21 protein-coding genes and 1 tRNA gene are annotated in these 22,725 nt (G+C 39.6%); 7 read left to right on the forward strand and 15 right to left on the reverse strand.

Annotation, left to right across the window (positions count from 1 at the left end; genetic code table 11):
- Positions 1-13 precede the first annotated feature (13 nt).
- The gene (locus tag MAE_RS20060) at positions 14-799 is read left to right on the forward strand and encodes a slipin family protein (protein WP_012267186.1); all 786 of its coding nucleotides are present in this window, start codon (positions 14-16) and stop codon (positions 797-799) included.
- A 143-nt stretch (positions 800-942) separates the two neighbouring features.
- On the opposite strand, the gene gorA is transcribed toward MAE_RS20060, so the two are convergent.
- The gene (gene gorA / locus MAE_RS20065) at positions 943-2,295 is read right to left on the reverse strand and encodes a glutathione-disulfide reductase (RefSeq protein ID WP_012267187.1); all 1,353 of its coding nucleotides are present in this window, start codon (positions 2,293-2,295) and stop codon (positions 943-945) included.
- A 275-nt stretch (positions 2,296-2,570) separates the two neighbouring features.
- On the opposite strand from gorA, the gene dacB reads away from it, so the two are divergent.
- On the forward strand, positions 2,571-3,995 hold the full coding sequence (gene dacB, locus MAE_RS20070; RefSeq protein ID WP_012267188.1) for a D-alanyl-D-alanine carboxypeptidase/D-alanyl-D-alanine endopeptidase: 1,425 nt from the start codon (positions 2,571-2,573) through the stop codon (positions 3,993-3,995).
- 49 nt (positions 3,996-4,044) lie between these two features.
- Here dacB and MAE_RS33525 read toward each other — a convergent pair whose 3' ends face one another.
- Complete coding sequence (locus MAE_RS33525) at positions 4,045-4,182, reverse strand: hypothetical protein (protein ID WP_158303547.1); 138 nt, start codon at positions 4,180-4,182, stop codon at positions 4,045-4,047.
- 78 nt (positions 4,183-4,260) lie between these two features.
- On the opposite strand from MAE_RS33525, the gene glgA reads away from it, so the two are divergent.
- Positions 4,261-5,739, forward strand: coding sequence for a glycogen synthase GlgA (gene glgA, locus MAE_RS20075; protein WP_012267189.1), 1,479 nt, complete (start codon positions 4,261-4,263; stop codon positions 5,737-5,739).
- 159 nt (positions 5,740-5,898) lie between these two features.
- Here the strand turns inward: glgA and MAE_RS20080 are convergent, their stop codons facing one another.
- From MAE_RS20080 to trmB, 3 genes are read right to left on the reverse strand one after another with little or no spacing between them, the layout of a single operon-like run.
- Positions 5,899-6,699 (reverse strand): tetratricopeptide repeat protein, encoded by an 801-nt coding sequence (locus MAE_RS20080; protein ID WP_012267190.1) that lies wholly within the window; start codon positions 6,697-6,699, stop codon positions 5,899-5,901.
- Positions 6,700-7,326 (reverse strand): hypothetical protein, encoded by a 627-nt coding sequence (locus MAE_RS20085; RefSeq protein WP_012267191.1) that lies wholly within the window; start codon positions 7,324-7,326, stop codon positions 6,700-6,702. It abuts the gene before it with no gap.
- Positions 7,327-7,360: 34 nt separating this feature from the next.
- A complete protein-coding gene (trmB, locus tag MAE_RS20090; protein WP_012267192.1) occupies positions 7,361-7,996 on the reverse strand; it encodes a tRNA (guanosine(46)-N7)-methyltransferase TrmB in 636 nt (211 codons plus the stop codon).
- A gap of 65 nt (positions 7,997-8,061) precedes the next feature.
- Between trmB and MAE_RS20095 the strand changes: the two genes are divergently transcribed.
- From MAE_RS20095 to petG, 3 genes are all read left to right on the forward strand, one after another.
- On the forward strand, positions 8,062-9,150 hold the full coding sequence (locus MAE_RS20095; RefSeq protein WP_012267193.1) for a metallophosphoesterase family protein: 1,089 nt from the start codon (positions 8,062-8,064) through the stop codon (positions 9,148-9,150).
- A 355-nt stretch (positions 9,151-9,505) separates the two neighbouring features.
- Complete coding sequence (locus MAE_RS20100) at positions 9,506-9,991, forward strand: hypothetical protein (protein WP_012267194.1); 486 nt, start codon at positions 9,506-9,508, stop codon at positions 9,989-9,991.
- A gap of 284 nt (positions 9,992-10,275) precedes the next feature.
- Entirely contained in the window at positions 10,276-10,392 is a 117-nt protein-coding gene (gene petG, locus MAE_RS20105; RefSeq protein WP_002738052.1) for a cytochrome b6-f complex subunit V, read from the forward strand.
- A gap of 170 nt (positions 10,393-10,562) precedes the next feature.
- Here petG and MAE_RS20110 read toward each other — a convergent pair whose 3' ends face one another.
- Positions 10,563-11,114, reverse strand: a complete 552-nt coding sequence (locus tag MAE_RS20110; protein ID WP_012267195.1) for a 1,2-dihydroxy-3-keto-5-methylthiopentene dioxygenase — start codon at positions 11,112-11,114, stop codon at positions 10,563-10,565.
- A 131-nt stretch (positions 11,115-11,245) separates the two neighbouring features.
- On the opposite strand from MAE_RS20110, the gene MAE_RS20115 reads away from it, so the two are divergent.
- Positions 11,246-11,318, forward strand: a tRNA-Ala gene (locus MAE_RS20115).
- Between the two features lie 41 nt (positions 11,319-11,359).
- On the opposite strand, the gene MAE_RS20120 is transcribed toward MAE_RS20115, so the two are convergent.
- The 9 genes from MAE_RS20120 to MAE_RS20160 form a co-directional block, all read right to left on the reverse strand.
- Positions 11,360-11,599, reverse strand: coding sequence for a hypothetical protein (locus MAE_RS20120; protein ID WP_012267196.1), 240 nt, complete (start codon positions 11,597-11,599; stop codon positions 11,360-11,362).
- Between the two features lie 67 nt (positions 11,600-11,666).
- A complete protein-coding gene (locus MAE_RS20125; RefSeq protein WP_012267176.1) occupies positions 11,667-13,163 on the reverse strand; it encodes an IS5-like element ISMae6 family transposase in 1,497 nt (498 codons plus the stop codon).
- Positions 13,164-13,287: 124 nt separating this feature from the next.
- Positions 13,288-15,270 (reverse strand): hypothetical protein, encoded by a 1,983-nt coding sequence (locus MAE_RS20130; protein WP_012267197.1) that lies wholly within the window; start codon positions 15,268-15,270, stop codon positions 13,288-13,290.
- A gap of 27 nt (positions 15,271-15,297) precedes the next feature.
- Positions 15,298-16,362, reverse strand: a complete 1,065-nt coding sequence (locus MAE_RS20135) for an NAD-dependent epimerase/dehydratase family protein (RefSeq protein ID WP_012267198.1) — start codon at positions 16,360-16,362, stop codon at positions 15,298-15,300.
- 27 nt (positions 16,363-16,389) lie between these two features.
- The gene (locus MAE_RS20140) at positions 16,390-17,661 is read right to left on the reverse strand and encodes a glycosyltransferase (RefSeq protein ID WP_012267199.1); all 1,272 of its coding nucleotides are present in this window, start codon (positions 17,659-17,661) and stop codon (positions 16,390-16,392) included.
- Between the two features lie 49 nt (positions 17,662-17,710).
- Entirely contained in the window at positions 17,711-18,925 is a 1,215-nt protein-coding gene (locus MAE_RS20145) for an ISL3-like element ISMae36 family transposase (protein WP_012266664.1), read from the reverse strand.
- Between the two features lie 205 nt (positions 18,926-19,130).
- A complete protein-coding gene (locus MAE_RS20150) occupies positions 19,131-20,654 on the reverse strand; it encodes an ArnT family glycosyltransferase (RefSeq protein ID WP_004162580.1) in 1,524 nt (507 codons plus the stop codon).
- 76 nt (positions 20,655-20,730) lie between these two features.
- Entirely contained in the window at positions 20,731-21,798 is a 1,068-nt protein-coding gene (locus tag MAE_RS20155) for an NAD-dependent epimerase/dehydratase family protein (RefSeq protein WP_002759431.1), read from the reverse strand.
- A gap of 70 nt (positions 21,799-21,868) precedes the next feature.
- Positions 21,869-22,648 carry a pantothenate kinase gene (locus MAE_RS20160; RefSeq protein ID WP_012267200.1) on the reverse strand — a complete coding sequence of 260 codons (780 nt, stop codon included), beginning with the start codon at positions 22,646-22,648 and terminating at the stop codon, positions 21,869-21,871.
- Positions 22,649-22,725 lie beyond the last annotated feature (77 nt).

A 22,725-nucleotide genomic window follows, 5' to 3' on the forward strand; every position in this document is an offset into this window, starting at 1 on the left:
ACTGGTAATTAATATGGAATTTTTAGCACCCTTGCTGTTGATAGCGGGCATTCTGGGGTTAAATGGCTTTAAAATCGATCGAGAATACCAGCGTGGTGTTATCTTTCGTCTAGGGCGTTATCAAGACACCAAAGGCCCCGGACTGTACTGGATCATTCCCCTAGTTGACCAAAAAATGCAGCTGGATATTCGCACCAAAACCGTCGATATCGCCCCGCAAGAAACTGTCACCGCCGATAATGTCACAATTAAGGTTAATGCGGTTCTCTACTATCGCATTATCGATCCTAGCAAAGCGATTAATAAAGTCGAATCCTACCCCGCGGCCGTTTATCAAGCGGCCATGACCACTTTAAGAAATGTAGTTGGTCAAAATCATCTCGATGATGTCTTGCAAAAACGAGACAAAATCAATCAAGCGGTCCAACAAATTGTCGATGAAATTAGCGAACCCTGGGGCATTGATATCGAACGGGTGGAGATGAAAGATGTGGAAATTCCCACTGGTATGCAGCGAGCTATGGCCAAGGAAGCGGAAGCATTGCGAGAAAAACGGGCCCGTTTGATTAAAGCTGCCGCAGAACAGGAAGCCTCCCTAAAATTAGCGGAAGCTTCCCAATTAATCATGGAAAACCCCGCCGCTTTGGAATTACGCCGCCTACAAATGTTAACGGAAATTGGAGCGGAAAATAACACCAGTACCGTGATTATGCTCCCCTCTGATATCTTAAATCTTGCTCAAAAATTAACCGAAAAACCATCACAAAATGGCTCAATTGTCAATAGCCAAAAAGGTTAATTTTCTCCGGTGTGTTAGGTGGGTTTAAGTAAGTGGTTATAATTAAATTGAAGATAGATTTTGTCTTTGATCCCCCCTGCCCCCTTAATAAGGGGGGTAGCTGACAATTTTTAACACCTATCTAACACACCTAAAATTGTTAATTAACGCATGGTGACGAATTCCTCGGCAGCACTGGGATGAATGCCGACAGTGGCATCAAAATCGGCTTTTGTCGCCCCCATTTTTACGGCAATGGCTACTCCTTGAATAATTTCGGCGGCGTGATCTCCCACCATGTGCGCTCCGAGAATTTTACCACTTTCCTGATGAACAACTAATTTCATCAAAGTTTTGTCCTCTCGGCCTGGTAAAACATTGTAACCGGGGCGGAATTTAGACCGATAAACTTTAATCTCCGTGTCACCATATTGTTTTTTTGCTTGCAATTCTGTTAATCCCACCGTCGCCGCTTCAGGAGTAGAAAATACTGCCGAGGGAACGTTTTCATAACTCATTAACCGGGGTTTATTACCAAAGACTGTATCGGCAAAAGCTCGCCCCTGATTAATGGCGACGGGAGTTAAATTAATTTTATCAGTACAATCGCCCACGGCATAGATATTGTCTTCGCTGGTTTGGCTATACTCGTTGACAACAATTGCCCCGTTTTTTACCTCAACATTGACATTCTCTAAGCCCAATTTTTCCAGCTTAGGAATTCTTCCAGTAGCGGCTAATCCTAGGGCATCAACAAAGAGAATTTCTGAGGTTTCTTGACCCTGAATATGTACTTTTAACCCCTCAGCAGTTTTCTCGATCGAAGTGGGGAAAGTTTCGGGCATAATTTTAATTCCCTGACGGATCATTTCCGCTTGAATCTCATCGCGTATATCCTCATCAAACCCTCTTAAAATCTTATCTTTACGGATTAACTGCACCACTTCTGTCCCTAATCCGTGCATAATACCAGCAAATTCTACCCCAATATATCCTGCCCCTAAAACTATAATTCTTTTTGGTTGTTCTGGCAGTTGAAACATGGCATCAGAAACTACCGTATGTTCGATCCCCGGAATATCGGGTTTAACCGGATGTCCCCCCACGGCAATTAAAATTTTATCGGCAGTAATTTTCTCGTCTCCTACCTCTAGGGTATGGGTATCAATAAACTTGGCATAATTAGGAAAAAGCGTCACTTGAGAATTATCGAGCATCTTTTGATAAATGCCATTTAAACGGATAGTTTCCTGATTAACGGCGCTAATTAATTTTTGCCAATTTAACTGACTCTCTACTGGACTCCACCCGTAACCTTCCGCATCCTTAAATAGTTGCGGAAAACGACTAGAATAAACCATTAATTTTTTAGGAATACAACCGCGATTAACACAGGTTCCTCCCAAACGATCGTATTCTGCTAATCCCACTTTTGCCCCGTATTCGGCTGCCCGTCTAGCGGTGGCAATACCACCAGAACCACCACCAATCACCAATAAATCAAAATCATAACTCATAAAAACATCCTCGCACATGAATAGAAGTTTGACGGAATCAAGAAACTTTTTTGGCAAAAAGGGGAGCGAATATCTCGGATCAATCCCTAACTGAATCTATCGAGTAACTAGCAGAATATGGTCACTAATGCTGCTAAATTAGAGTCAATTTATTTACTAAGTAGCTGGTTATAATTAAATTAAAAATGGATTTAAGGTTCGATCCCCCCTGCCCCCCTTAATAAGGGGGGCATCTGATAATTTTTAACGCCTACCTACTGCCAAGACTTAATTCTATGCTAACACGCCGCTCGAAATTATCTTTTCTCTTGGGGACTTGTTCCCTATTTCTCTGGGTAAACCATCCCGTCACCCTCGCAACCCCCATCAGTCAAGACAATTCCCCCCCTTCCGAGTTTATCTGTCCAGCAGACTTAGCCACAAGGATCGATCGCATTTTGGCCCGACCCGATTATCAAGGCGCTTATTGGGGAATTTTAGTAAAATCCCTTAATTCTCAGGAAAATCTCTATAGTCTCCACGAAAATAACTTTTTTACTCCCGCTTCTACTGCGAAATTATTAACCACTGCCGCCGCTTTCAGCAAATTTAACCGCGATTATCGTCTGAAAACCCCCATTTTAGCCCAGGGCAACCCCCCCGATTTAGAAACTTTAACCTTAGTCGGGAGGGGAGATGCAACCATAACCACAGAAAAGTTAGAAAAATTCGCAGAAAAGTTAAAAGCACAGGGAATTAACTCAATTTATCGCTTACTTGTCGTTGCTAGTCCTTTTGTCGTCTCCGATAGTCAAAAAACCTGGGAATGGGAAGATGTCTTTTTTGACTATGCTGTACCCGCTTCTAGCTTGGTTTTAAACGAAAATTCCGTCACTTTAAAGCTTTTACCGCGACAATTGGGGCAAAGCTTAGATTTACAATGGTCTGATCCCATTGCCGCTAAACAATGGCTAATTGAGAATCAAACCAGCACCGCAGCGCAAGGAAGCCCGAATACTCTGGCAATTAAGGGCAATTTAGCCAATAATCGCCTGATTATCACTGGTTCTCTGGCTATTGATAGTCAAGATGATTTTAATTTAGCTATTCCCCAACCCTCGGAATATTTCCTAGCTCGCTGGCGTAATATCCTTGAAAAAGCGGGAATTACCGTTAAAAACGCAGAAATTAGTTCACAGATTCTCGGCCATGAGATCACCAATTTAGAATCAGAACCCCTAGCATATTTGGTGGAAAAAGTCAATAAAAATAGCGATAATTTACTAGCCGAAACCCTACTACAAATGCTCGGCGGTGTCTCGGGATTGCAAGAAACTTTAACAAAACTGGGAATTGACAGCGATAGTTATAAAATCGGCGACGGTTCGGGGCTATCACGACAAAACCTAATTAAACCCAAGACTTTAGGTCAAATTTTACAACTAATGGCAGAAAATCCTGATTATCGGCGTTCTTTAGCCATTGGCGGCGTTGATGGCACTTTAACCAATAGATTCCGCCAGACTCCCCTAGAAGGACGATTACAGGCAAAAACCGGGACTTTAACCGGAGTTATCGCCCTCGCGGGTTATCTAGCAACCGCCGACAATCAACCCCTAATCTTTAGCATAACCGTCAATAACAGCGATCAACCCGCCACCACCCTCAGAAACGGCATCGATGAGGTGATTTTGCTCCTAGGACAGTTAAAACGCTGTTAATCTTTAGGAGACAGGAGATAGGGATTTAGGGAGATAGGGAGATAGGGATTTAGGGAGATAGGGAAATTTCAGCTAAATTCCCCACTACCCCAACACCCCAACACCCCAACACCCCAACACCCCAACACCCCAACACCCCAACACCCCAACACCCCAACACCCCAACTAATTCGATTGATCGAGTCAATTAATCACAGAAGACTGTATACTTTTGTAAAAATTGCTTCTAGCTGACCTGTAGATTAATCGACGGAGTTATTGATATATGTATATAGTTCAGATTGCCTCTGAGTGCGCCCCAGTGATTAAAGCTGGGGGATTGGGGGATGTGGTATATGGATTGAGTCGAGAATTAGAAATTCGCGGTCATTGCGTGGAGCTAATCCTACCCATGTATGATTGTATGCGCTACGACCAAATTTGGGGCTTACACGAGGCTTATCGGGACCTGTGGGTGCCTTGGTACGGTGGGGCAATTCACTGTAATGTTTTTTGTGGTTGGGTACACGGGCGCTTGTGTTTCTTTATTCAACCCAATTCGGGCGATAATTTCTTTAATCGCGGTACTTACTACGGTTGCAAAGACGATAATATGCGTTTTGCCTTCTTCTGCAAAGCCGCTTTAGAATTTTTGCTCAGAAGTAATAAACGTCCCGATATAATTCATTGTCACGACTGGCAAACCGGTTTAATTCCGCCCTTACTTTTTGAAATTTATAAATATCATGGTATGGGCAATCAGCGCGTTCTCTACACCATCCATAACTTTAAACATCAAGGATTTGCTGGTGCGGAAATTCTCTGGGCAACAGGATTAAATAACGATACTTACTACTTTAGCTATGCCCGAATGCGCGATAACTTCAATCCTTTTGTGATTAATTTTATGAAAGGTGGTATCGTCTTTTCCAACTATTTCAACACCGTCTCACCCCACCATGCTTGGGAAGCACACCACACCGATGTTAGTTACGGTTTAGGTCATACAATTCACCTGCATCAACACAAATTTACTGGCATTCTCAACGGTTTAGATTACAATATCTGGAACCCAGAGGTGGATAAATTTATTGCTGCACCCTACGGTGTTGATAGCTTCTCCGAGAAGGCCCGCAATAAGAAGGCACTGCGAGAAAGACTCTGGTTAAGAGATGAAGCAGAAAAACCCTTAATTTGTTATGTCGGTCGTTTAGATGACCAAAAAGGCGTACATTTAGTTCACCATGCCATGTATTATGCCTTAGCTCGCGGGGCGCAATTTGTCCTCTTAGGTTCCGCCACCGAATCGTTAATTAATAACTGGTTCTGGCATGAGAAAAATCACCTAAATAATAACCCTGATGTCCATATTGAATTGGGCTTTAATGAGGAATTATCTCACCTCATTTATGCGGGGGCCGATATGATTGTGGTTCCCAGTAATTTTGAACCCTGCGGACTGACACAAGTAATCAGCTTAAAATACGGAACCGTTCCCATCGTCCGGGGAGTTGGTGGTTTGGTTAATACGGTTTTTGATCGCGATTATGATACCTATCACAAACCCGAAGAACGCAATGGTTTTGTCTTTTTTGATCCCGATAATAATGCCCTCGAATCAGCCATGTCCCGGGCATTAGAATTGTGGTACACTCAACCGGAAGAATTCAAAAAATTAGCGATTCAAGGCATGGAATGCGATTACTCTTGGAATCGCCCCGGGGAAGAATACGTTGCCCTGTATGAAATGATTCGCCACAAATAAACTGCATCTTGCCCCTAGCAATTCCCTGGCAGTTGTCAACAGAAATTCGAGGAATAGATTTGTTGAAATTTCCGGGGAATTGCTTTAGTTTTGACCGACTCCTGACTCCTGATGACCGACTCCTAACCCCACCAAAAAACTTTTTGCCGCAAACCCTACCTAGTAGAGCAGAAATGTTAACTTTGCTTGGTATTCTTGGGTGAGGGGATGACTAACTCCTAAAATCTGAAATATGGCTAACATGGCTTTTCTTGCCCCATCCTGACGATATTTTCTACTTTCTCCCACCAGGCTGATCAGTTTATCTAAAGCGGCGGCATAATCTTCTTTTAATGCGGAATTAATCCCAGTAAAAAATATCGCATCGAGGGGATTATTTTCTGGTTTTAACTGTTGAAATTCTAGGAGAGTTTTCCAACCTTTGATCAGGGGATTTTCTTCTTTAATAGCACTGATTAATCGGTAAGCATCAGACCATTTTTCTAGACGCATGAGAAATTTTACCGCCATAATAACTAATCGTGGTTCGTTGGGATATTTAGGAAAAAGACGATCAAATAATTGTTTAGCTGCGGGCAAATTATCGAGGGCAATCGCTTCTTGTATTTCTGCTAATCCTGTTTCTAATTCCGATTTTAAATCGAGACGGGAAAATAAGTCTCTAATTTGTTCTTCTGGCAAAGCACCAACAAAACAGGGTAACACTTCTCCCTTGCTGACAATTCGCACATCGGGAACTCCTTCCACATCGTATTGTTCGGCTAAGTCGGGATTTTTATCTATATCTATTTTGGCCAGGATAAAATTATATTCGCTTGCCAGTTTTTCTAGCATCGGTTTTACCAATTTACAGGGTCCACACCACAGAGCATAAAAGTCTAAAATCACCGTATTTAGATAGGATTTCTCGATCACTTCACTGTCAAAATTTGTCCCATCTACCTCAATAGAATATCCCATCTATTTCTCCTCTAATAACTTATTTTCAGCTAGTTTTGTCTCACTTATCTCTTTTATCCAAAGGGCTAATCCTCCCCCTCGTCCCCGGGCTGCCATCATTGTTTCTGTGATCAGAAAATAGGCAAAAAATGCCTGTTTTTTGATACTTTCCTGATAAAAATTCGCTTCACTTACCTGGCCATTTCTAATAAAACCTGAATAGAGAGAGCGATTAAATAGGGTTAGGTTGAGCCGGGTAAAATCAAAGGCAAGAAGACGGGTTTTAGGAAAAAACTTAACCGGACCGCTTACGGATAGTTTTACTGCCCCTAAAACTATCTGATTGCTGACGCTTCCAGAGATAAATTCTCCCGGTTCTAAACTCTCATTTCTTTGGTAAGAGATGGTAATTTTTAACCAGGATGGTAGATAGCGACCCTTACCCAAAACAATCCCCGCTCTCTTTTTCGCTTTTTGAGTTCCCGTGATAAAGTATAATCGCCAAGTACCGACTAAAGCCTCAAAAGTAAGATTTTCTTTAGTTTTTTTATTGTTTTTTTCTTTTGTTAAGAGAAATTCTAGCAATTGAGAGACAGGGGGGCGATTATTGTCCTCAAGTATTAGGGGTGAGTCGAGATTTATAACCATGATTTCAGACAGTGCCAAGATATTTTAGCTGAAGCTACCGAACTCGAAAAAGCGAGCGATAAACCGGTTGACCCTTATTATAAGTGGACTTTTCCCTTTCCGTCGGTACGGGGAAAATATTTTCCTCTAACCAGGGGGTTTGATGTTGCCGAACAAAATGGGGATGTGCTTGAAATCTCTCGGTCATTTCCAGGGCGATCGATTCCACATCCGACTGTAAAAAAACCCAGCCCCCAGCTACCATATACTTAGCCAAAGCTATTACTAATTCTGGCTGCACAACCCGACGCTTACTGTGACGCTGTTTAAACCAAGGATCTGGAAATTGAATCGACACCCAAAATAACTTATCTGCGGGCAAAGATTGCAGTAAAATTTCTGGGGCAACATTCATATTGCCAAAAACAAAAGCGAGATTACTTAATCCTAACCTTTCCCGTTCCTGATTGGCTTCAATTACCAAAGGTTGACGAATTTCAATCCCCAAAAAATTAATTTCTGGCTCTACTTGGGCCATTTGTAACAAAAATTTACCCCGCGCACAACCAATGTCAAGATGGAGAGGTTGCGTCATATCCTGATAAACTTGATTCCAATCGGGGGGAGCGATCGGATGGCGATATTTATGACTTAAGGGATTGACGTGCTGACGAACGCGAACTTTAGCCAAAGATATTTTCTCCTCATTTCTCCTCGATCGATCTAGTTTACCGATATTTAGCCCAATTGAATGCGATGAATTTCCGTTTCGCCATTCTCAGCGATCCTCATATCGCTTTACCCACAACCATTTTGAACCATTCTAATCGCTTTCATCTGGTGGAAGTGAGTATTCCCGCTTTAAAAATTGTTTTAGACCATCTCATCACCCTTAACCTCGATTTTCTGCTGATTGCTGGCGATTTAACCCAAGATGGTGAACCAGAAAATCACCGTTGGTTAGCCGATTGTTTAGCCACTTTACCCTTCCCCGTCTATGTGGTGCCGGGTAATCATGATGTTTTGAGTTTAACCGCGACGGAAAACCAGATCGGTTTAGGAGATTTTCCCTTTTATTATCAACAATTTGGTTACAGCAATCCCGAACAAATATACTACCAAAAAGAAATTTTACCTGGAGTGCAATTAATCGGTCTTAATTCTAATCAATTCGATGATCAAGGTAAACAAATTGGCAGTTTAGATGCAGAACAATTGCATTGGTTAAAACAGATTTTACCCGCGCTAAAAAACGATCTAGTGATGGTGATGATCCATCATAACGTTATCGAGCATTTACCCGGACAAAGCAATCATGAATTAGGTAAACGCTATATGTTGGCTAATGCGGTAGAACTGCTCGATATACTACAGGAAAACGGCGTAAAATTGTTGATTACTGGCCATCTCCACGTGCAGGATCTGGCTTTTACTAGAGGTATCTATGAAATTACCACCGGTTCCCTCGTCAGTTATCCCCATCCCTACCGGGTGCTAGAATATTGCGAAAACACGGTTGAATTAGCCATAGAATCCTTTCATCTGCAAAATATACCCGGATGGGAGAATTTACCCGCTATTTCTCGGCAATGGTTAGGCGATCGCTCTTATCCTTTTATGATGCGTTTATTAACCTGCCATCCCCTCAATCTTCCCGTGAGTCTAGCGGAGGAATTAGCCCCGAAATTACGAAATTTTTGGGCAGATGTGGCCAAAGGTGACACAATCTTCGATTTTAGCGATTTTCCGCCCCTAGCACGCCGTTATTTTTACGCTTTCAGTGCCATCGATCCCCTCGGTAATCCTCATTTTATCGACAATCAAGCCGTAATTAGGGTTTGCTGAAAAAGCTTTTCCTAGGGGCAGGGTGTGGGGTGTGGGGTGTGGGGTGTGGGGTTTTACCGATTTTCAGGTGGTCAATTACCTAATTTTCAGGGAAAAAGTACCTGAATTTTCCCCCCAATCACTCCAAAGGTCGGCACTTTTTGAGGGAAAACAAGTCTAAAAGTCTTATACAACAAGGTTTTTAGATTTATTCAGCAAGCCGTAATTAGTTTCAAGCATCAGTTCAGTTATCGGCGCTCAAACTTGCTGGTGGAGATGGGAGAATAGCTGCAACAAATAATTAACTATAGCTTATAGTTAAAGGACTATCCGGCAGCGCGACCGCTATCTTGGCAGAAAATATCAAAAAAAATCAATGGAAGCAATTAAAAAGGAATTGAAAAAAATCGGTTCTCTTGCCCTGTTTTTTTTCTTGGCTTTCGGTTATATTCTTCTGATCATGAAATTATTTCTGGAAGAATATTCGATTACTACCTACGTTTTGGGTAAAGCGAGCTTAGGGGCGATCATTGCGGCAAAAACCGTGGCCATTCTCGACGCAGCCATGAAGCTAGAATGGTTAGAAAATCGACCCCGTTACCTTAGCATTCTGTATCGAACCTTTGTTTATACCCTAGCAGCACTGATTCTCGGCTCGATCGAGGGTTTTCTGGAAGCTTATCGGGTAACGCGGGTAATTTCGGAGGCAATGGCCAAATTTTGGCAAAGGGAAAGTTTCTCTCAAATCCTTGCGGTTACTCTCTGTCTAGCAGTGGTTTTTTGTCTCCACAATCTCTGGCAAGAAATCGATCGCTATTGGGGTAAAGGCAAATTGAGAAAATTTTTTCTCGGTCGCTCCTAGAGTACAGCAGTTATCTTAATGGTGAGATGGCAAGTTTTCCTTTTGGGGAGTCGGGAGATAAGAGTCAGGGATTTAGGGAGATAGGGATTTAGGGAAATTTCAGCTAAATTCCCCACTACCCCCCGCAACGCGCACGCAGTGACCACCCCACTACCCCACTACCCCACGAAAAACTTGTTCAGCAAACCCTATTTAAGCAGTGTGTGCGATCGCCCTATCTTTCCAGGGCAACCGCTGCTACGATAAAATACGGGTGAAAAATTGCTAATCCAAGGAGTACAGACGTGATTGAACCTTTAGTGCTAGGGATTGTCCTAGGCTTAATTCCCATTACCCTAGCGGGTTTGTTCGTTGCCGCCTACTTACAGTACAAACGGGGCAATCAATTCGGCTTAGACTAAATCTATCACGCCAATCCCCCGAATTGAGACAATCTCCCGTCAAGCTAGGCACTAGACGGGAGATTTTCAACAGGACAAATTTGCCGCTTAACAGATTGTGGCTGCCGGGGTTGCCATCCCTGCACAACTCCTCTGTCTTTTTGGGAAAGCGATCGCCAAAAAACCAAAGGCTACACGGCTGTTAAACTAGGAAAACGAATGACAGTTTCCGTATATTCGGGAACCCATCCGGCGGTACTGGTGAAGTAACGTACTGCTTTAACTCGTTTACTGGCAGTGAGGTGAAACCAGTGTTCGCTATGGGCGGGAACATTGATATATTCTTGAGGTTGAATAGTTAATTCCCCCTGAGAACCATCGGCAAAGACAAAGCCAAAAACCCCCTCCCCATCAATGATATAACGCACCTCATCGTCGGCGTGGGTGTGACAGCGCTCGAATTTTGCCAGTAAAGTGTCGAGATTGGCAATTTCAGGGTGTAAAACGATTAAATCTCTAGCTTGATAACCCGCTTCTTGCTTTAGTTGCTCAAAATAACCGTCTAAGCTGGTTAAAACTATTTCTTTTTCTTCGTCAGTCAGAGAAGCTTGTTTAAGTAGCTGACGAGTGGCTTCGTTTTCGATCGGCCAATAGTTTAAAGTAACATTTAATTTGGCTAATTCCAGACTAATATCGGCTAACTGGGTATAGGTTGTCCCATTCTCTAAGCGTAGTATCGCCATTAGTTATCATCCTCAAGATTACTTTTTCCATTTTAAAGTTTTCCAGAGAGAAGCCGCTCGATTTTTTGCCCCTCGATCCCTTGCCAGTTCCTAGGATTTTCTGCTCAAAAATGCTATTATGGTCTATATATGGGGAATTAGCTCAGTTGGTAGAGTGCTGCGATCGCACCGCAGAGGTCAGGGATTCGAGTTCCCTATTCTCCATTTTCCAGAGATATTAACCGCTTTTCAAGGTTCAAGAAAGATTATGAACCAGTCTCAACTTCCCAAAAAGGCGTTACTTTTATTTCTGGGGAGAATAGCAGAGGATTACTGACAGAAAAGCTAAAGGATTTGACTTGTGGTGGTAATTTTCCTTGAAAAAATGCCATTAATTCCTGATCATTTCTCGGTAAGTGACTAAGGATAACTCCATTAGCTGAATTATCTTGAACAAAGCGAAAATTGGCTTGAGTTCCATCCAGATAATTAACGTTAATTATCACGGGAGGGATTCTAAATAGGGTTTGCTGAAAAAGTCATTGAAAAGTACAGGTCTCTTAATCAATGATTTCACTTAGCTACAAGCATAAGCTTTAGTTGTTGATTAATTTTTAAATTATAACTTATCCTAATCATTGACCGAGAAAAAGTGCTGTTTTTCCATTTCAGACATAAAAAAGCCCAAAAAACCTGCCTCAACAGGTTAGAAAGATTCATGACTAAAAAAGTAATAGCAATCGCTGAAAAGGAAGTATGAGGAAGTTTAGCCATCACTTTACCTAAGCTAAATCTTCTTTTCCCTTGTCCAAATTTGCCCTCTATACAATTCCGAATCCTCTCATCATCAGTAGCTTGTTTCTTTTGTTCTTTACTAACATTTTTGGCTGGTCTTCCTAATGGGGGACCACTGATTCTGATTCCCCTTTCTTTACACCAAGCTCGGTTTTCTCTGGTTCGATAAATTTTGTCCACATGAACTGATTCTGGATAGTATCCTGTATAGTCATAATAAGCTTCTATTTGTGCTTTTAAATCTCCCGATTCATTAAAGTTATCCCAACTAATCCGGTCTAAAAATATGTAACCATCTATACAGCTTGCTGAGAATTTGGCCCCAAATTCTACGGGTTTTCCAGCTTTTCCTCTGACTATCGGACGGATGTGGGGTTGAGTTAAGCTGACAATTCTGTCTTCAATACTCTGTTTGTTATTTTGGTACATCCAGAGTTGTTGGCGATAAACTTCTGTGACTACTAATAACAGTTTATAGTCTCTTTTTTTCAAGCTTTGTAGAGAGGCTCCTTCTGCTAAAAGTTGTTCAATATGGTCGAGATTTCTTTTCAGATATTGCAGTTGTCTTTTTAGAGCTTTTCGTCTTTGTTTGACGGTAGGTTTTCTTTTTTTTGCTACTTCTAAATAACTTTTTCTGGCCAGGAGACGATAGGTTCTCGGTTTTTGAACAAGTTTTCCTTTTATAGTTTCATAGAGAATATCAATAATTTTTTCGGTTTGTTTTCTTCCTTGATTTAACAGGTTTAAATCCGTAGGATAACTAATATCTGCGGGCGCACAACTGGCATCTAAAATTAATTTACCTCGATTTTCTGGTTGACTTTGGGTTTCGCTCTCTAACTTTTTTTCGGTGTTTTCTTCTTCTTTTATTTCTCTCGAATTTTTGACCATAAAGCGATTCACTTTATTAATTAGTTCCCGAGTGATTCTTTCTCGAAAGTGAACCAACATTGACGCTTCAAACTGGGGTTCATTGCTGTAGGCTGAAAACCCCAAGAAGTATTGTAAATAAGGATTTTCCTTGATTTGTTCTACCGTTTCTCTATCGCTTGTTCCTAATTTTTCTTTAATAATTAATGCTCCTAGTGCTGTCCTAAATGTTTTGGCGGGTGCGCCCATTTCTTCTGAAAAAAGTGATGCGTATTCCGCTTCAAATTCTGACCAGGGAATGAGGTTGGCCATAATTACCCAACGATTATCTTGGGATAATTTCCCCTCAAAGGGCAGCTCGAAGTTTTCTGGTGGGGTTGAGGGTAACTCGCTTTTACGGTACATTAGCACTAATTAGAGAAGATGCAAGGGTGATGCAAGGGTTTTAAGAGATTCTAGCAGATTTAAGTGCATTTGGGAAGCTCTCAATCAAGCTAAAAGCCCTTTCCTGTAAGGTTTTTAGATTTATTCAGCAAACCCTAAATATTTTTTTGATTATTTTACCCAACCAAGAATATTCAAATTTAACTTGAACACGAGTAATCCCACTATTACGAGTAGGTAATTCATAGACTTGATCCCAAGTAATATTAGTAGTCTCTCCTAGAGGGGTTGGACTGCAACGACTGACTTTTTGTCTTTCTAGAAGATAAAAGTTGGTTTTGATTGCGGGGATTTGGAAGGGCGAATTTACCGAGTCAAGTTGATAATTACAAACCACATAGGAAAAGGCTTTAGGTTCATCAAAAAAAGGATGTCTGTCATCAATAGATTGAAAGTGATAAATCAGATAATCTCTGGGAGATTGAGATAAGCTTTGATAATTTAGTTCATCCAGTTTTTCTGTATAAGCAGAATAGGATTGAATAATCGGCCTCGGTTTCCAATTAAGCTGATTGCCCGGAATAAGTGAAAATTCCCAGGGAATTATATCAATAGTTTTGCCTTGCACTTTTTCCAGCACAGAATCGGGAAGTTTTAGTCTATTATTTAACTTAACTAAATTTTCGCTCGTAATCCTTTGAACCTCTGCTTGAAATTTATTGTTATCGAGCAATAAAACAACAATATTTATGTTATTGGCTACTTTTGAAGGATTGAGGTTACTAAATTTATAATTTCTAATTATTGTCAATAAACTTAATTTACTCGGTTCATTTATATAGTTTATATAGTTTATTCGTTGAAATGTAATACCAACACAAGATAGTAATACGATTAAGTAAATCATGTATAATTTTGGTTTATTTTTAACTGGATTATCGTCAATTTTGATCAAGTATAATGAGATGATTAGCAGGACAATAATACAGAACAGCACTACATGGAAATCCTGACGAACAAATCCGTGCTTAAATCCTAGAAATAGAGTAAATAGTAGGGCAGTACCTAGACTAATCGAACCACTATTGCACAGACGAAAAAGTAGATTTATTATCACTGCACAACATAGTATTGCTAATATCAAAGATATGAATGCTCTCTTAGAACCTGTAAGACTCATGGCACTGGAATAACCTGAAGATATTTGCCAAGAATTGAGTATATATTCATATAAAGAAGGAAAGTTATTTGATGAAAAACTTTGAATTAATAAAGTTGTATAAAACAGATAAAAAACTAGATAAGGTAATAATTTTTTAAAAAATGTTGTCAGCCTTGTTTTATTCAAAATTTTATCAATAACAAAAGCTACTATTCCCGAAATTATAAAATTAACCAATAGTTTTGTTAAAACTGTTATTGATTGCCCAGAATATAAAAAAATACTAGCAACAGAAATAGCGATTAAAGTGAAATTAAACAGGGATTGAATATATTTAATCAAATTCTTTAGTTTTTGTTTTCTATAGGCTAGGTAAAAGCCCGAAAATAAAAAGAGATAAAAAGTACCCGCTATATAAATTCCCAAGGTTAACTTAGTTAAAATAGCTAACCCAGTAAACATACCTACTATAATAGAATTTACTTGTAAATATTTTACAAAAAATTTCTCAAAACTTAAAACCAGTAAAAATATAGAAAATATTTGATAATCTGTCGTAAATCCTATAGTATTGTCGTAATGAATTCCTAGAACAAATATAAAAATACAATTAATTAATATCAATATTTTAAAACTATTTGTTTGTAACTTTATGATCCTTAAAATCAATAATCCTAATAGGACAAAATGAACTGCAAATCTGAAAAGTATAATTTGCTTAAAATTGCTATATAAAGCAGCTCCTTGCGTTAAATATCCCAGAGGCCCATAGGTAAAAACTATCTCTTTTCCAAAAACTAACTTTTCCTTGGCTGCTTGACTAATTCCGTAAGACCAAGAAGCATCTAATCCAGGGTTTATTAAGTGTATCGTCGGCAAAAATGCCAAAAACAGGTAAGTCTGAGTTAGACTAATAATTAAATTAAAAACGATTGTTTTTGAAGCAAGTATTTTGGTGATTTGCATAGCTTTATTGTTAGAATTTTTCCTAGTTTAAAAAATACCTTTTAATTCCTTTTCATGGGTGTGAATCCAATCAAAAATATCTTGGATTAATTTTCTACCGTCTCGCTGGGGTTGCCATCCAGTTACAGAAGTGATTTTGCGGGAATCAGTGATAAAAATTGGCATATCTCCGGTGCGATTTTCGGGAATTGCCTCAATCATTATACTATTGCCCGTGATTTCTTGACATAGTTTTGTGGTTTCGCAAAGAGACAAAGAAAAATCTTGCCCACCCCCCACATTAAAAGTCTGCCCTTTGAATTGTTCTAAATTAGCAATCTGAATATCGATTAAATCGAGTAAATCAGCTACATGAAGAAAATCTCTAACCTGTTTCCCCGTACCCCCATAACCGATATATTTTAAGGACTTCTGAAAGTAATGATTAGCCACCCAAAGGGCAAAAACTCCCTGATCAACTTTTCCCATCTGCCAAGGACCAGTTAAAACTCCACAGCGATTAATTAAAGTTCTTAATCCGTAGGCATCCCCATATTCATTAATAATCAGTTCCGATGCTAACTTAGTAGAACCGTAGAGAGAACGGGGCAAATCTAAGGGAAATTGTTCACTGATACCAAAAGCAGAAACCCCGGGTAAATCTTGCTGTTCAGATAACTGAAAACGAGTATCTGTCTCTGTATAGTTTAATTGATTAAGATAGGCAATAGGATAAACTCTGCTAGTGGAGAGAAAAATAAAATCAGCTTGGGTTTGTCTAGCTAATTCTAAACAGTTAATCGTTCCAATTAAGTTGGTTTGCAAAACATAGCCAGGGGAAGTATAACCAGCTAAAACGGAAGGTTCTGCCGAACATTCTAGGATTAAATCCACTGGCAAAGCGGATGCTTCTAAGTCTTCCGCATTTCTGACATCTCCATGAACAAATTCAATTCCCGCCTGTTTGAGACGGGGAATATTTAACTCAGAACCGCGACGTTTTAAGTTATCTAAAGCGATAATTTTCCAATCAGGATAACGTTGGGCTAATCCCAAACCTAAGGAACTGCCCACAAAACCCGCACCACCAGTAATTAACACTTGCCTAGTCATCAAAAATACTCCTCTAGATGATAATTATCAAACAACTTGATTTTTTTTCCGTTTGCGCTTATAGTCGCCTCTAGAAAGGTGTTTTTCTAACCAGATAGAGAGAACTATAAATAAATAACGACTGCCCATTTCCTTGAGTTTTAACTTGGAAACCCCCGTGGTACGATTGCGCCAAGTGATGGGAATTGTCGTATAGGAATATCCTCGCACGATTGCTTTTAAGGGCATCTCTACTGTTAAGTTAAAATGGTGAGATAGTAGAGGTGAGATTCCTTCGATAACCTCCTTACGATAGATTTTAAAGGCGTTAGTGGTATCATTAAATTTTAGCCCAAATAAAACTTGAATGAATAGATTAGCCAAACGATTGACGAATAACTTGTGCCTGGGATAATCAATAACTTTTCCTCCTTTGATAAAACGAGAACCAAAAACGCAATCGTAGCCTTCTTGGAGTTTATAATAATAGTCCACCATGTTATCGGGAGAGTCGGAATTATCTGCCATTACTACCGCAACTGCATCCCCGCTAAAATTTTCTAATCCACAGCGCACCGCAAAACCAAAACCATTGGGATAATAGTTATTGATGTAGCGAATCCGAGGATTTTCTTGGTTGATTTTTTGCAGAACTGCTTCGGTGTTATCTTTGCTATTGTCATTAACCACTAGGATTTCATAATCAATTTTATCCTCTTCTAAACGTTCAGATATTAAGTGAGTTGTGCTTTCGATGCAATCTTCTTCGTTGTAAGCAGGAATAACTATTGATAGGGTTTTTACTGCATAGTTATCCCTTGATTGACGTGGGTGAGAGTAACCGTCCATCTGGAAAGCTGGTGCTAATCCTTCGGGATAGTACATTTCTGTCTCATTAGTCTTATTCTTAGGTTTAAAAATTAGGCTATCACTGGCAACATAATTAATACTGGCCCCCAGTAAAACCCCAATCATTGTGTTAACTCCGGGGCTAATTCCTAACCAGTTTAAGAAGGGAAATATCAAGAAAACTCGCAGTAAAACTGCTAAACCTGCCGAGAGATGATAGAGAGGAAGTTGTATCAAAATCACATCTCTGATTGTCCAATCTCCTCCAGTCCACACCCAGATTCTATAGATAAAGAAACTAGCAATTAAAGATATTTCTATAGAGATAACGTTGGCCACATTCTTCAGAAATGGTGTATTAAATCCCAAGTCATCAATGAACCAATAAATTAAGAATAAGTTGATTAGAAATGCCACTCCCCCAGCAATGAGAAATCGGAAAATTTTATTGTTGTAGATTTTAGTTAACATAAGGAACTCAACTCAATATAAATGGCTCTTCGTTACCCTTTATGCTAAATCAACATACAAGATGCCAAGATAACATACTTCTAACCCAAAAATTCCGAAAGTTTCTAAAGCCATAGCCTCTCCGTTTTATTAGTTTAAGTTTATTGTTGATTCCCTCGACCACCCCATTCGTTGTCCTTCGCTCGAAATAACTAATTATTTCTCCAAACCAGTTTCGGATTGTTTGACAACTCTTGGTAAAAACACTGGAGGATTTTGCCAACCATTCCGAGATGGATAGCATTCCCTCTGTCGGATTCTCTGAGGTTTCATAAATCTTTCTAAATTCTTCCTTTAATTCCTGCATCTTTTTCAAATTTGGGAATTTTTCTTTGATAGCTTCTAGTTTAATTTTTTGGGGTTCCGTTAAATCTTCTTCATTTTTTAACAGGCTATATTTACTTCGCTTTAAAACTTCTAGCTTCGCTTCTTTTTCCGCTTTCTGTTTTTTATTTTTCTGCGCTTCTACGGCTCTTTTTTCTGCTCTTCTCTGTTCGTCTAACTCTTGATTAATTTGTTTCATTACATGGAATCTATCGGCGACTACTTCGGCCGATGGCATCAATTCTTTCACCAAATTTTTATAAGGCAACCAAAGGTCTATGCTCACTTCTTCAATTTGCTCTAACACCTCTTTTCCCCAGCCCGTAAGCGTTTCTCTCAACTCTTCTTGTGTTCGCTTCTCTAGAATAGCTATTAGTTTTCCCGTATCTAAATTTACTAAAACCGCACAGTAATTTTTTTGTCCTTTGACTAGAGCGATTTCATCAATTCCTAGTCTTTTTAATTCCGATAGGTCTGGCTCTGTAATTTCTTCGGCGATGTCCTCTATCATTCTTTGAATCTCTTCTTCCGTTACGTCATTTATTCGACTAACATTTAAAATATCTCCTTCTTTTAATTGTTCGAGTATATTTGCGGCTAGTCTTTTCGTATAGGTTCGTTTCTTGGCGACAAAATCTAACTCTTCGCTAAAGGGTCTCTGACAATTATCGCACTTAAATTGACGACGATTAATTTGTAGGTATACTGGTTGACCTGAGATTGGTAAATCTTTGACTAAATGTCGATGATTTTGGTGGAGTTTATCGCTCTCTAACCCACAACGAGGACAGGTTGCTTTTTGATTTTTCGATTCGATTCGGCAAACTATACCGATATTTTCTAGGTGTAGATAGCCTTGAATACAGGTTCCTTTTAGGTTCAAAAATTTGTCAAGTATCATAAGTAAAATAATCTCGTTTTTGGCTATTATATCAAATCTTAACTCAATTGTCTATCTTTTGGTATTAACCTGTTTGTGCCTTAAGTCCTTCCCTGTATGGATTTCAGCTACTTTTGAGCGTAGGCGCTCTCATCGAATTTTATTTTAAGTTAATTATTTGCATAACAATTCCCGAAGAGCCATATAAATTACAGATAATTATCTCTTATTTACCGTGTCTTGTTGTGTATATATCACAACGTTTGTTAGAAAAAACGGGCTTTTCATTAGGATTATACAGGCTATCTAAATATTTTTTATCTTCCCGGTTTTCTCTTGTTTTGCGGCAAAAAACTATCGCCTCAACTTGATGATTGGCTCTTGATAACTTATAGAGAGCATTCTTAAATTTTTCCTCACTTGCTCGATTATAAAACATTAAGGCACGACGTTGACTGTAGTAAGGTATCAATGAACTCCAATAATCTCCGTAGATTAACAAAACACCTTCAGGAGAAGTAACAGTTTGGACTTGAGAGGCAATTTCTAAGTAACTGTTACCATGCAATTTTGTCGGATACCAGAAAGCTCGGTAAAATTGCAGTTGTGATAACAAAATTAAAGCCAGGAAAAACCAGCCTACAGACTGCCAAATTTTCCGTTTTTTCTCTATTAACCCCATGATGGTAAATCCAGAAGCACCGAGGAGAAAGATAGCATTAGCATAGGGATAATAGTTATGAACAAAATGCAAATTGGTAAAAATGGCAACTGTCAATATAAATAGTAAACTTAAGCCATAACTTAGTAACTTTTTTGAGGTGAAAATTGGTAATATTACTAAAGCCATAACGCTGATTATCAATCCGCCAAAAACGTCATTTAGAGTCCTAGTTAGATAATTTCTCCACTCTGACCGAGATAATTTTTGAGCGATAGTTCCAAAGTTCCAATCTCTCAAAGCTTTCGAGGTGATAAGATCTGCTGCCATGGGATTGAGTAGCTTTTGGGCATCGGCAAAGTTAACCCAAATTTTTGCCAGAAGGAAGGGTATGATGATAAAGACAACGACGGGTATCAATAAATCTTTCGCTAAGTTACGAGATGAGTCTTTCTTAACCCAATTAATACCTATCCAGACACAAGCTAAAATTAAAAATCCAGCCATAGTCGTTACTTTAGTCAGACTGGCAGCGATTCCAAAAAGACAGGCTAATAAGGCAATAATTGGCGATTTATAGCGAAAATAAACAGCAATACAGGCCAGGTAAGCTAAAGAGAAAAATAGGGCGGTTGATTCAATCATGAATGTTCGCGCCCAAAACAGATAAAGAGGACTGGCTAAAAATAAACTCAAAAACAGCCAACGGAAAGCTCTTGCTACTTGTAAATAAGATAGGATTACATATATAGGAATCAAACTTAAATAAAAGAAAAAAGCACTCACAAATCTACCAGTTTGGTCAATGGGAGTCTGAAAAAGCTTAACTAAAATTGCAACTATTCCTTGATAGAGCGGAAACTCCATTGGAATTGACCAAGGCACTCCTAAAACAGGGGTTTCATAGGCTAACCAAGGACTACCTTTGAGTAAATAAAAGACCGAGATGGCCGTTTGAGTTTGACGAAAAGCGTGGACATCTATCAAAGGATTATTCCAGCCGCCGCTAATCCCCCAAAAACTATGGATTAAGCAAACTGCAAAAATTAAAAACAATATTTTCTCAGTCCATGATTTAGAAGCAAGCATATTTGACCATCTCCAGTTTTTTAACCCCATATACGCACAGACCCAGATAGTTTTGACATAGTAATCTAATGCTCTACTATAACCAACGGCTAACGTTTTGACTAAAAATTTCTTTGAGAATATCTGTTACTGTGTAGGTTAACTGCCAATCAGGATAATGATTTTTAAACTTACTCACATCAGAAATCCACCAGATATGATCACCAATACGATTAGTCTCCACATACTGCCAGTTTAACTTTTTATCCGCAATCGCTTCACATTCTTGAATAGCTTCTAACATGGAACAATTACTAAAGCGACTACCACCGATATTATAAACTTCTGCTACTCGCGGGGTCTGATAAAAATGATAAAAAGCATTGACGAGATCGTAACTATGAATGTTATCGCGTACCTGCTTACCCTTATACCCATAAATACTGTATTCTTTGCCGATCATCGTACATTTCATTAAGTAGGATAAAAAACCGTGTAATTGCGTTCCCGAATGACTTGGACCGGTTAAACAACCGCCACGAAAAGAGGCAGTTTTCATCTCAAAATAACGCCCGTATTCTTGTACTAACACATCCGCCGCCACTTTCGACGCACCAAACAAAGAATGTTTACAAGCATCAATACTCATCAACTCGTCAATACCATGAGCAAAATAAGGATGATTTTCCGAGATTTCCCAACGTAGTTCTTTTTCTACTAAAGGCAATTCATTCGGTCTATCGCCATAAACTTTATTGGTGGAACAGAAAATAAATACTGCTTGGGGACAGTGTTGACGAGTATTTTCTAATAATACTAAAGTTCCGTTAGCATTGACACTAAAATCCATATAGGGATCCTTAGCTGCCCAATCGTGGGAAGGTTGCGCCGCCGTGTGGATAATTAAGGATATATCATGACTATAGGTTTTAAATATATCTGCAATAGCTTCATGATCCCGAATATCCACAGCATGGTGAATGTATTTATCCCCGTAATCTTGCGATAATTTGGCTCGATTCCACTCCGTTGAAGCGTCTTCACCAAAAAATACCTGACGCATATTATTATCGATGCCAACGACGGTATAACCCCGATCACAAAAAAACCTGACTGATTCGGAACCAATTAAACCAGCAGAACCAGTTACTAGAACTATCGCCATAACTATATCCTGAATTTTTTGCCTAGTTGTTGAGAAATTTCCCAGGTTGAGAAAACTTTCCCCGACTTTACTAGATATGTTCGCCTTTGTCAATTAAACCCGAGGAGATTCCCTTAACTGCGGCAATTCCCTGAAAAATGATCGTCTTATCCACTAGGAGTGATGTAATGGCGTTTTCTTGCCAGTAATCCCTAATTAAGTCCCCATCTCCCCCCGTTAAAATTATCCCGCTCTCTGGATATAAATTTAACCATTCCAGACTGAATTTTTCTATTCCCGCCAAAATTGTATAGATTATCCCACTTCTTATCCCTTCTGCTGTTTCTTTTGCCCACATCTGCGGTAATCTTTCCGGTAAGGACACCTCTGGTAAGGCTGCCGTCCGTTCCCTTAAACTGGCTAATTGCACCTTTAACCCGGGTACAATTGCCCCCCCCACTAGCTTTTTATCCCCATCCACTCCCGTAAAAGTTAAGGCTGTTCCCGCATCGATGACTAAACAGGGAAATCCGTATTTTTCTCCAGCACCTAAGACAGCTAAAGCTCGATCGATGCCGAATGTCGGATATAAATCCAGTAAAGGAATATCTTTTAAAGTAATTCTCCGTAAATTGCCATAATTTGCCCATAATTCTCTTTGGTTAGGAACCACGGAGGCGACCATCAATGCACAGTTGCATTTATTTGTCAAGAGTTTAGGGAAAATTTGTTGCAAAAATTCATTACTTAGGGGTTCCCTCAGGTGAGGAGTATCGAGACAAGCTAACAGGGTTTGACCGCAAAAATACCCCCAATGTAGCCGAGAATTGCCGATCATCAAACCTATCCAGTCAGTATCTTGCTCAGTCATTTATTTAGTGGGAAGTGGGAAGTGGGGAGTGGGAAGTGGGGAAGTGGGGTGATGGGGAGAATAAATAAAAATAATCT

The organism is Microcystis aeruginosa NIES-843 (genome assembly GCF_000010625.1).
GTDB classification, from domain to species: domain Bacteria; phylum Cyanobacteriota; class Cyanobacteriia; order Cyanobacteriales; family Microcystaceae; genus Microcystis; species Microcystis aeruginosa.

Coding starts and splice junctions, on each gene's coding strand:
- MAE_RS20060 (WP_012267186.1), top strand. CDS start 14: ATGGAATTTTTAGCACCCTTGCTGTTGATAGCGGGCATTCTGGGGTTA.
- gorA (WP_012267187.1), bottom strand. CDS start 2,295: ATGAGTTATGATTTTGATTTATTGGTGATTGGTGGTGGTTCTGGTGGT.
- dacB (WP_012267188.1), top strand. CDS start 2,571: ATGCTAACACGCCGCTCGAAATTATCTTTTCTCTTGGGGACTTGTTCC.
- glgA (WP_012267189.1), top strand. CDS start 4,261: ATGTATATAGTTCAGATTGCCTCTGAGTGCGCCCCAGTGATTAAAGCT.
- MAE_RS20080 (WP_012267190.1), bottom strand. CDS start 6,699: ATGGGATATTCTATTGAGGTAGATGGGACAAATTTTGACAGTGAAGTG.
- MAE_RS20085 (WP_012267191.1), bottom strand. CDS start 7,326: ATGGTTATAAATCTCGACTCACCCCTAATACTTGAGGACAATAATCGC.
- MAE_RS20095 (WP_012267193.1), top strand. CDS start 8,062: ATGAATTTCCGTTTCGCCATTCTCAGCGATCCTCATATCGCTTTACCC.
- MAE_RS20100 (WP_012267194.1), top strand. CDS start 9,506: ATGGAAGCAATTAAAAAGGAATTGAAAAAAATCGGTTCTCTTGCCCTG.
- MAE_RS20110 (WP_012267195.1), bottom strand. CDS start 11,114: ATGGCGATACTACGCTTAGAGAATGGGACAACCTATACCCAGTTAGCC.
- MAE_RS20125 (WP_012267176.1), bottom strand. CDS start 13,163: ATGTACCGTAAAAGCGAGTTACCCTCAACCCCACCAGAAAACTTCGAG.
- MAE_RS20130 (WP_012267197.1), bottom strand. CDS start 15,270: ATGCAAATCACCAAAATACTTGCTTCAAAAACAATCGTTTTTAATTTA.
- MAE_RS20135 (WP_012267198.1), bottom strand. CDS start 16,362: ATGACTAGGCAAGTGTTAATTACTGGTGGTGCGGGTTTTGTGGGCAGT.
- MAE_RS20140 (WP_012267199.1), bottom strand. CDS start 17,661: ATGTTAACTAAAATCTACAACAATAAAATTTTCCGATTTCTCATTGCT.
- MAE_RS20145 (WP_012266664.1), bottom strand. CDS start 18,925: ATGATACTTGACAAATTTTTGAACCTAAAAGGAACCTGTATTCAAGGC.
- MAE_RS20150 (WP_004162580.1), bottom strand. CDS start 20,654: ATGCTTGCTTCTAAATCATGGACTGAGAAAATATTGTTTTTAATTTTT.
- MAE_RS20155 (WP_002759431.1), bottom strand. CDS start 21,798: ATGGCGATAGTTCTAGTAACTGGTTCTGCTGGTTTAATTGGTTCCGAA.
- MAE_RS20160 (WP_012267200.1), bottom strand. CDS start 22,648: ATGACTGAGCAAGATACTGACTGGATAGGTTTGATGATCGGCAATTCT.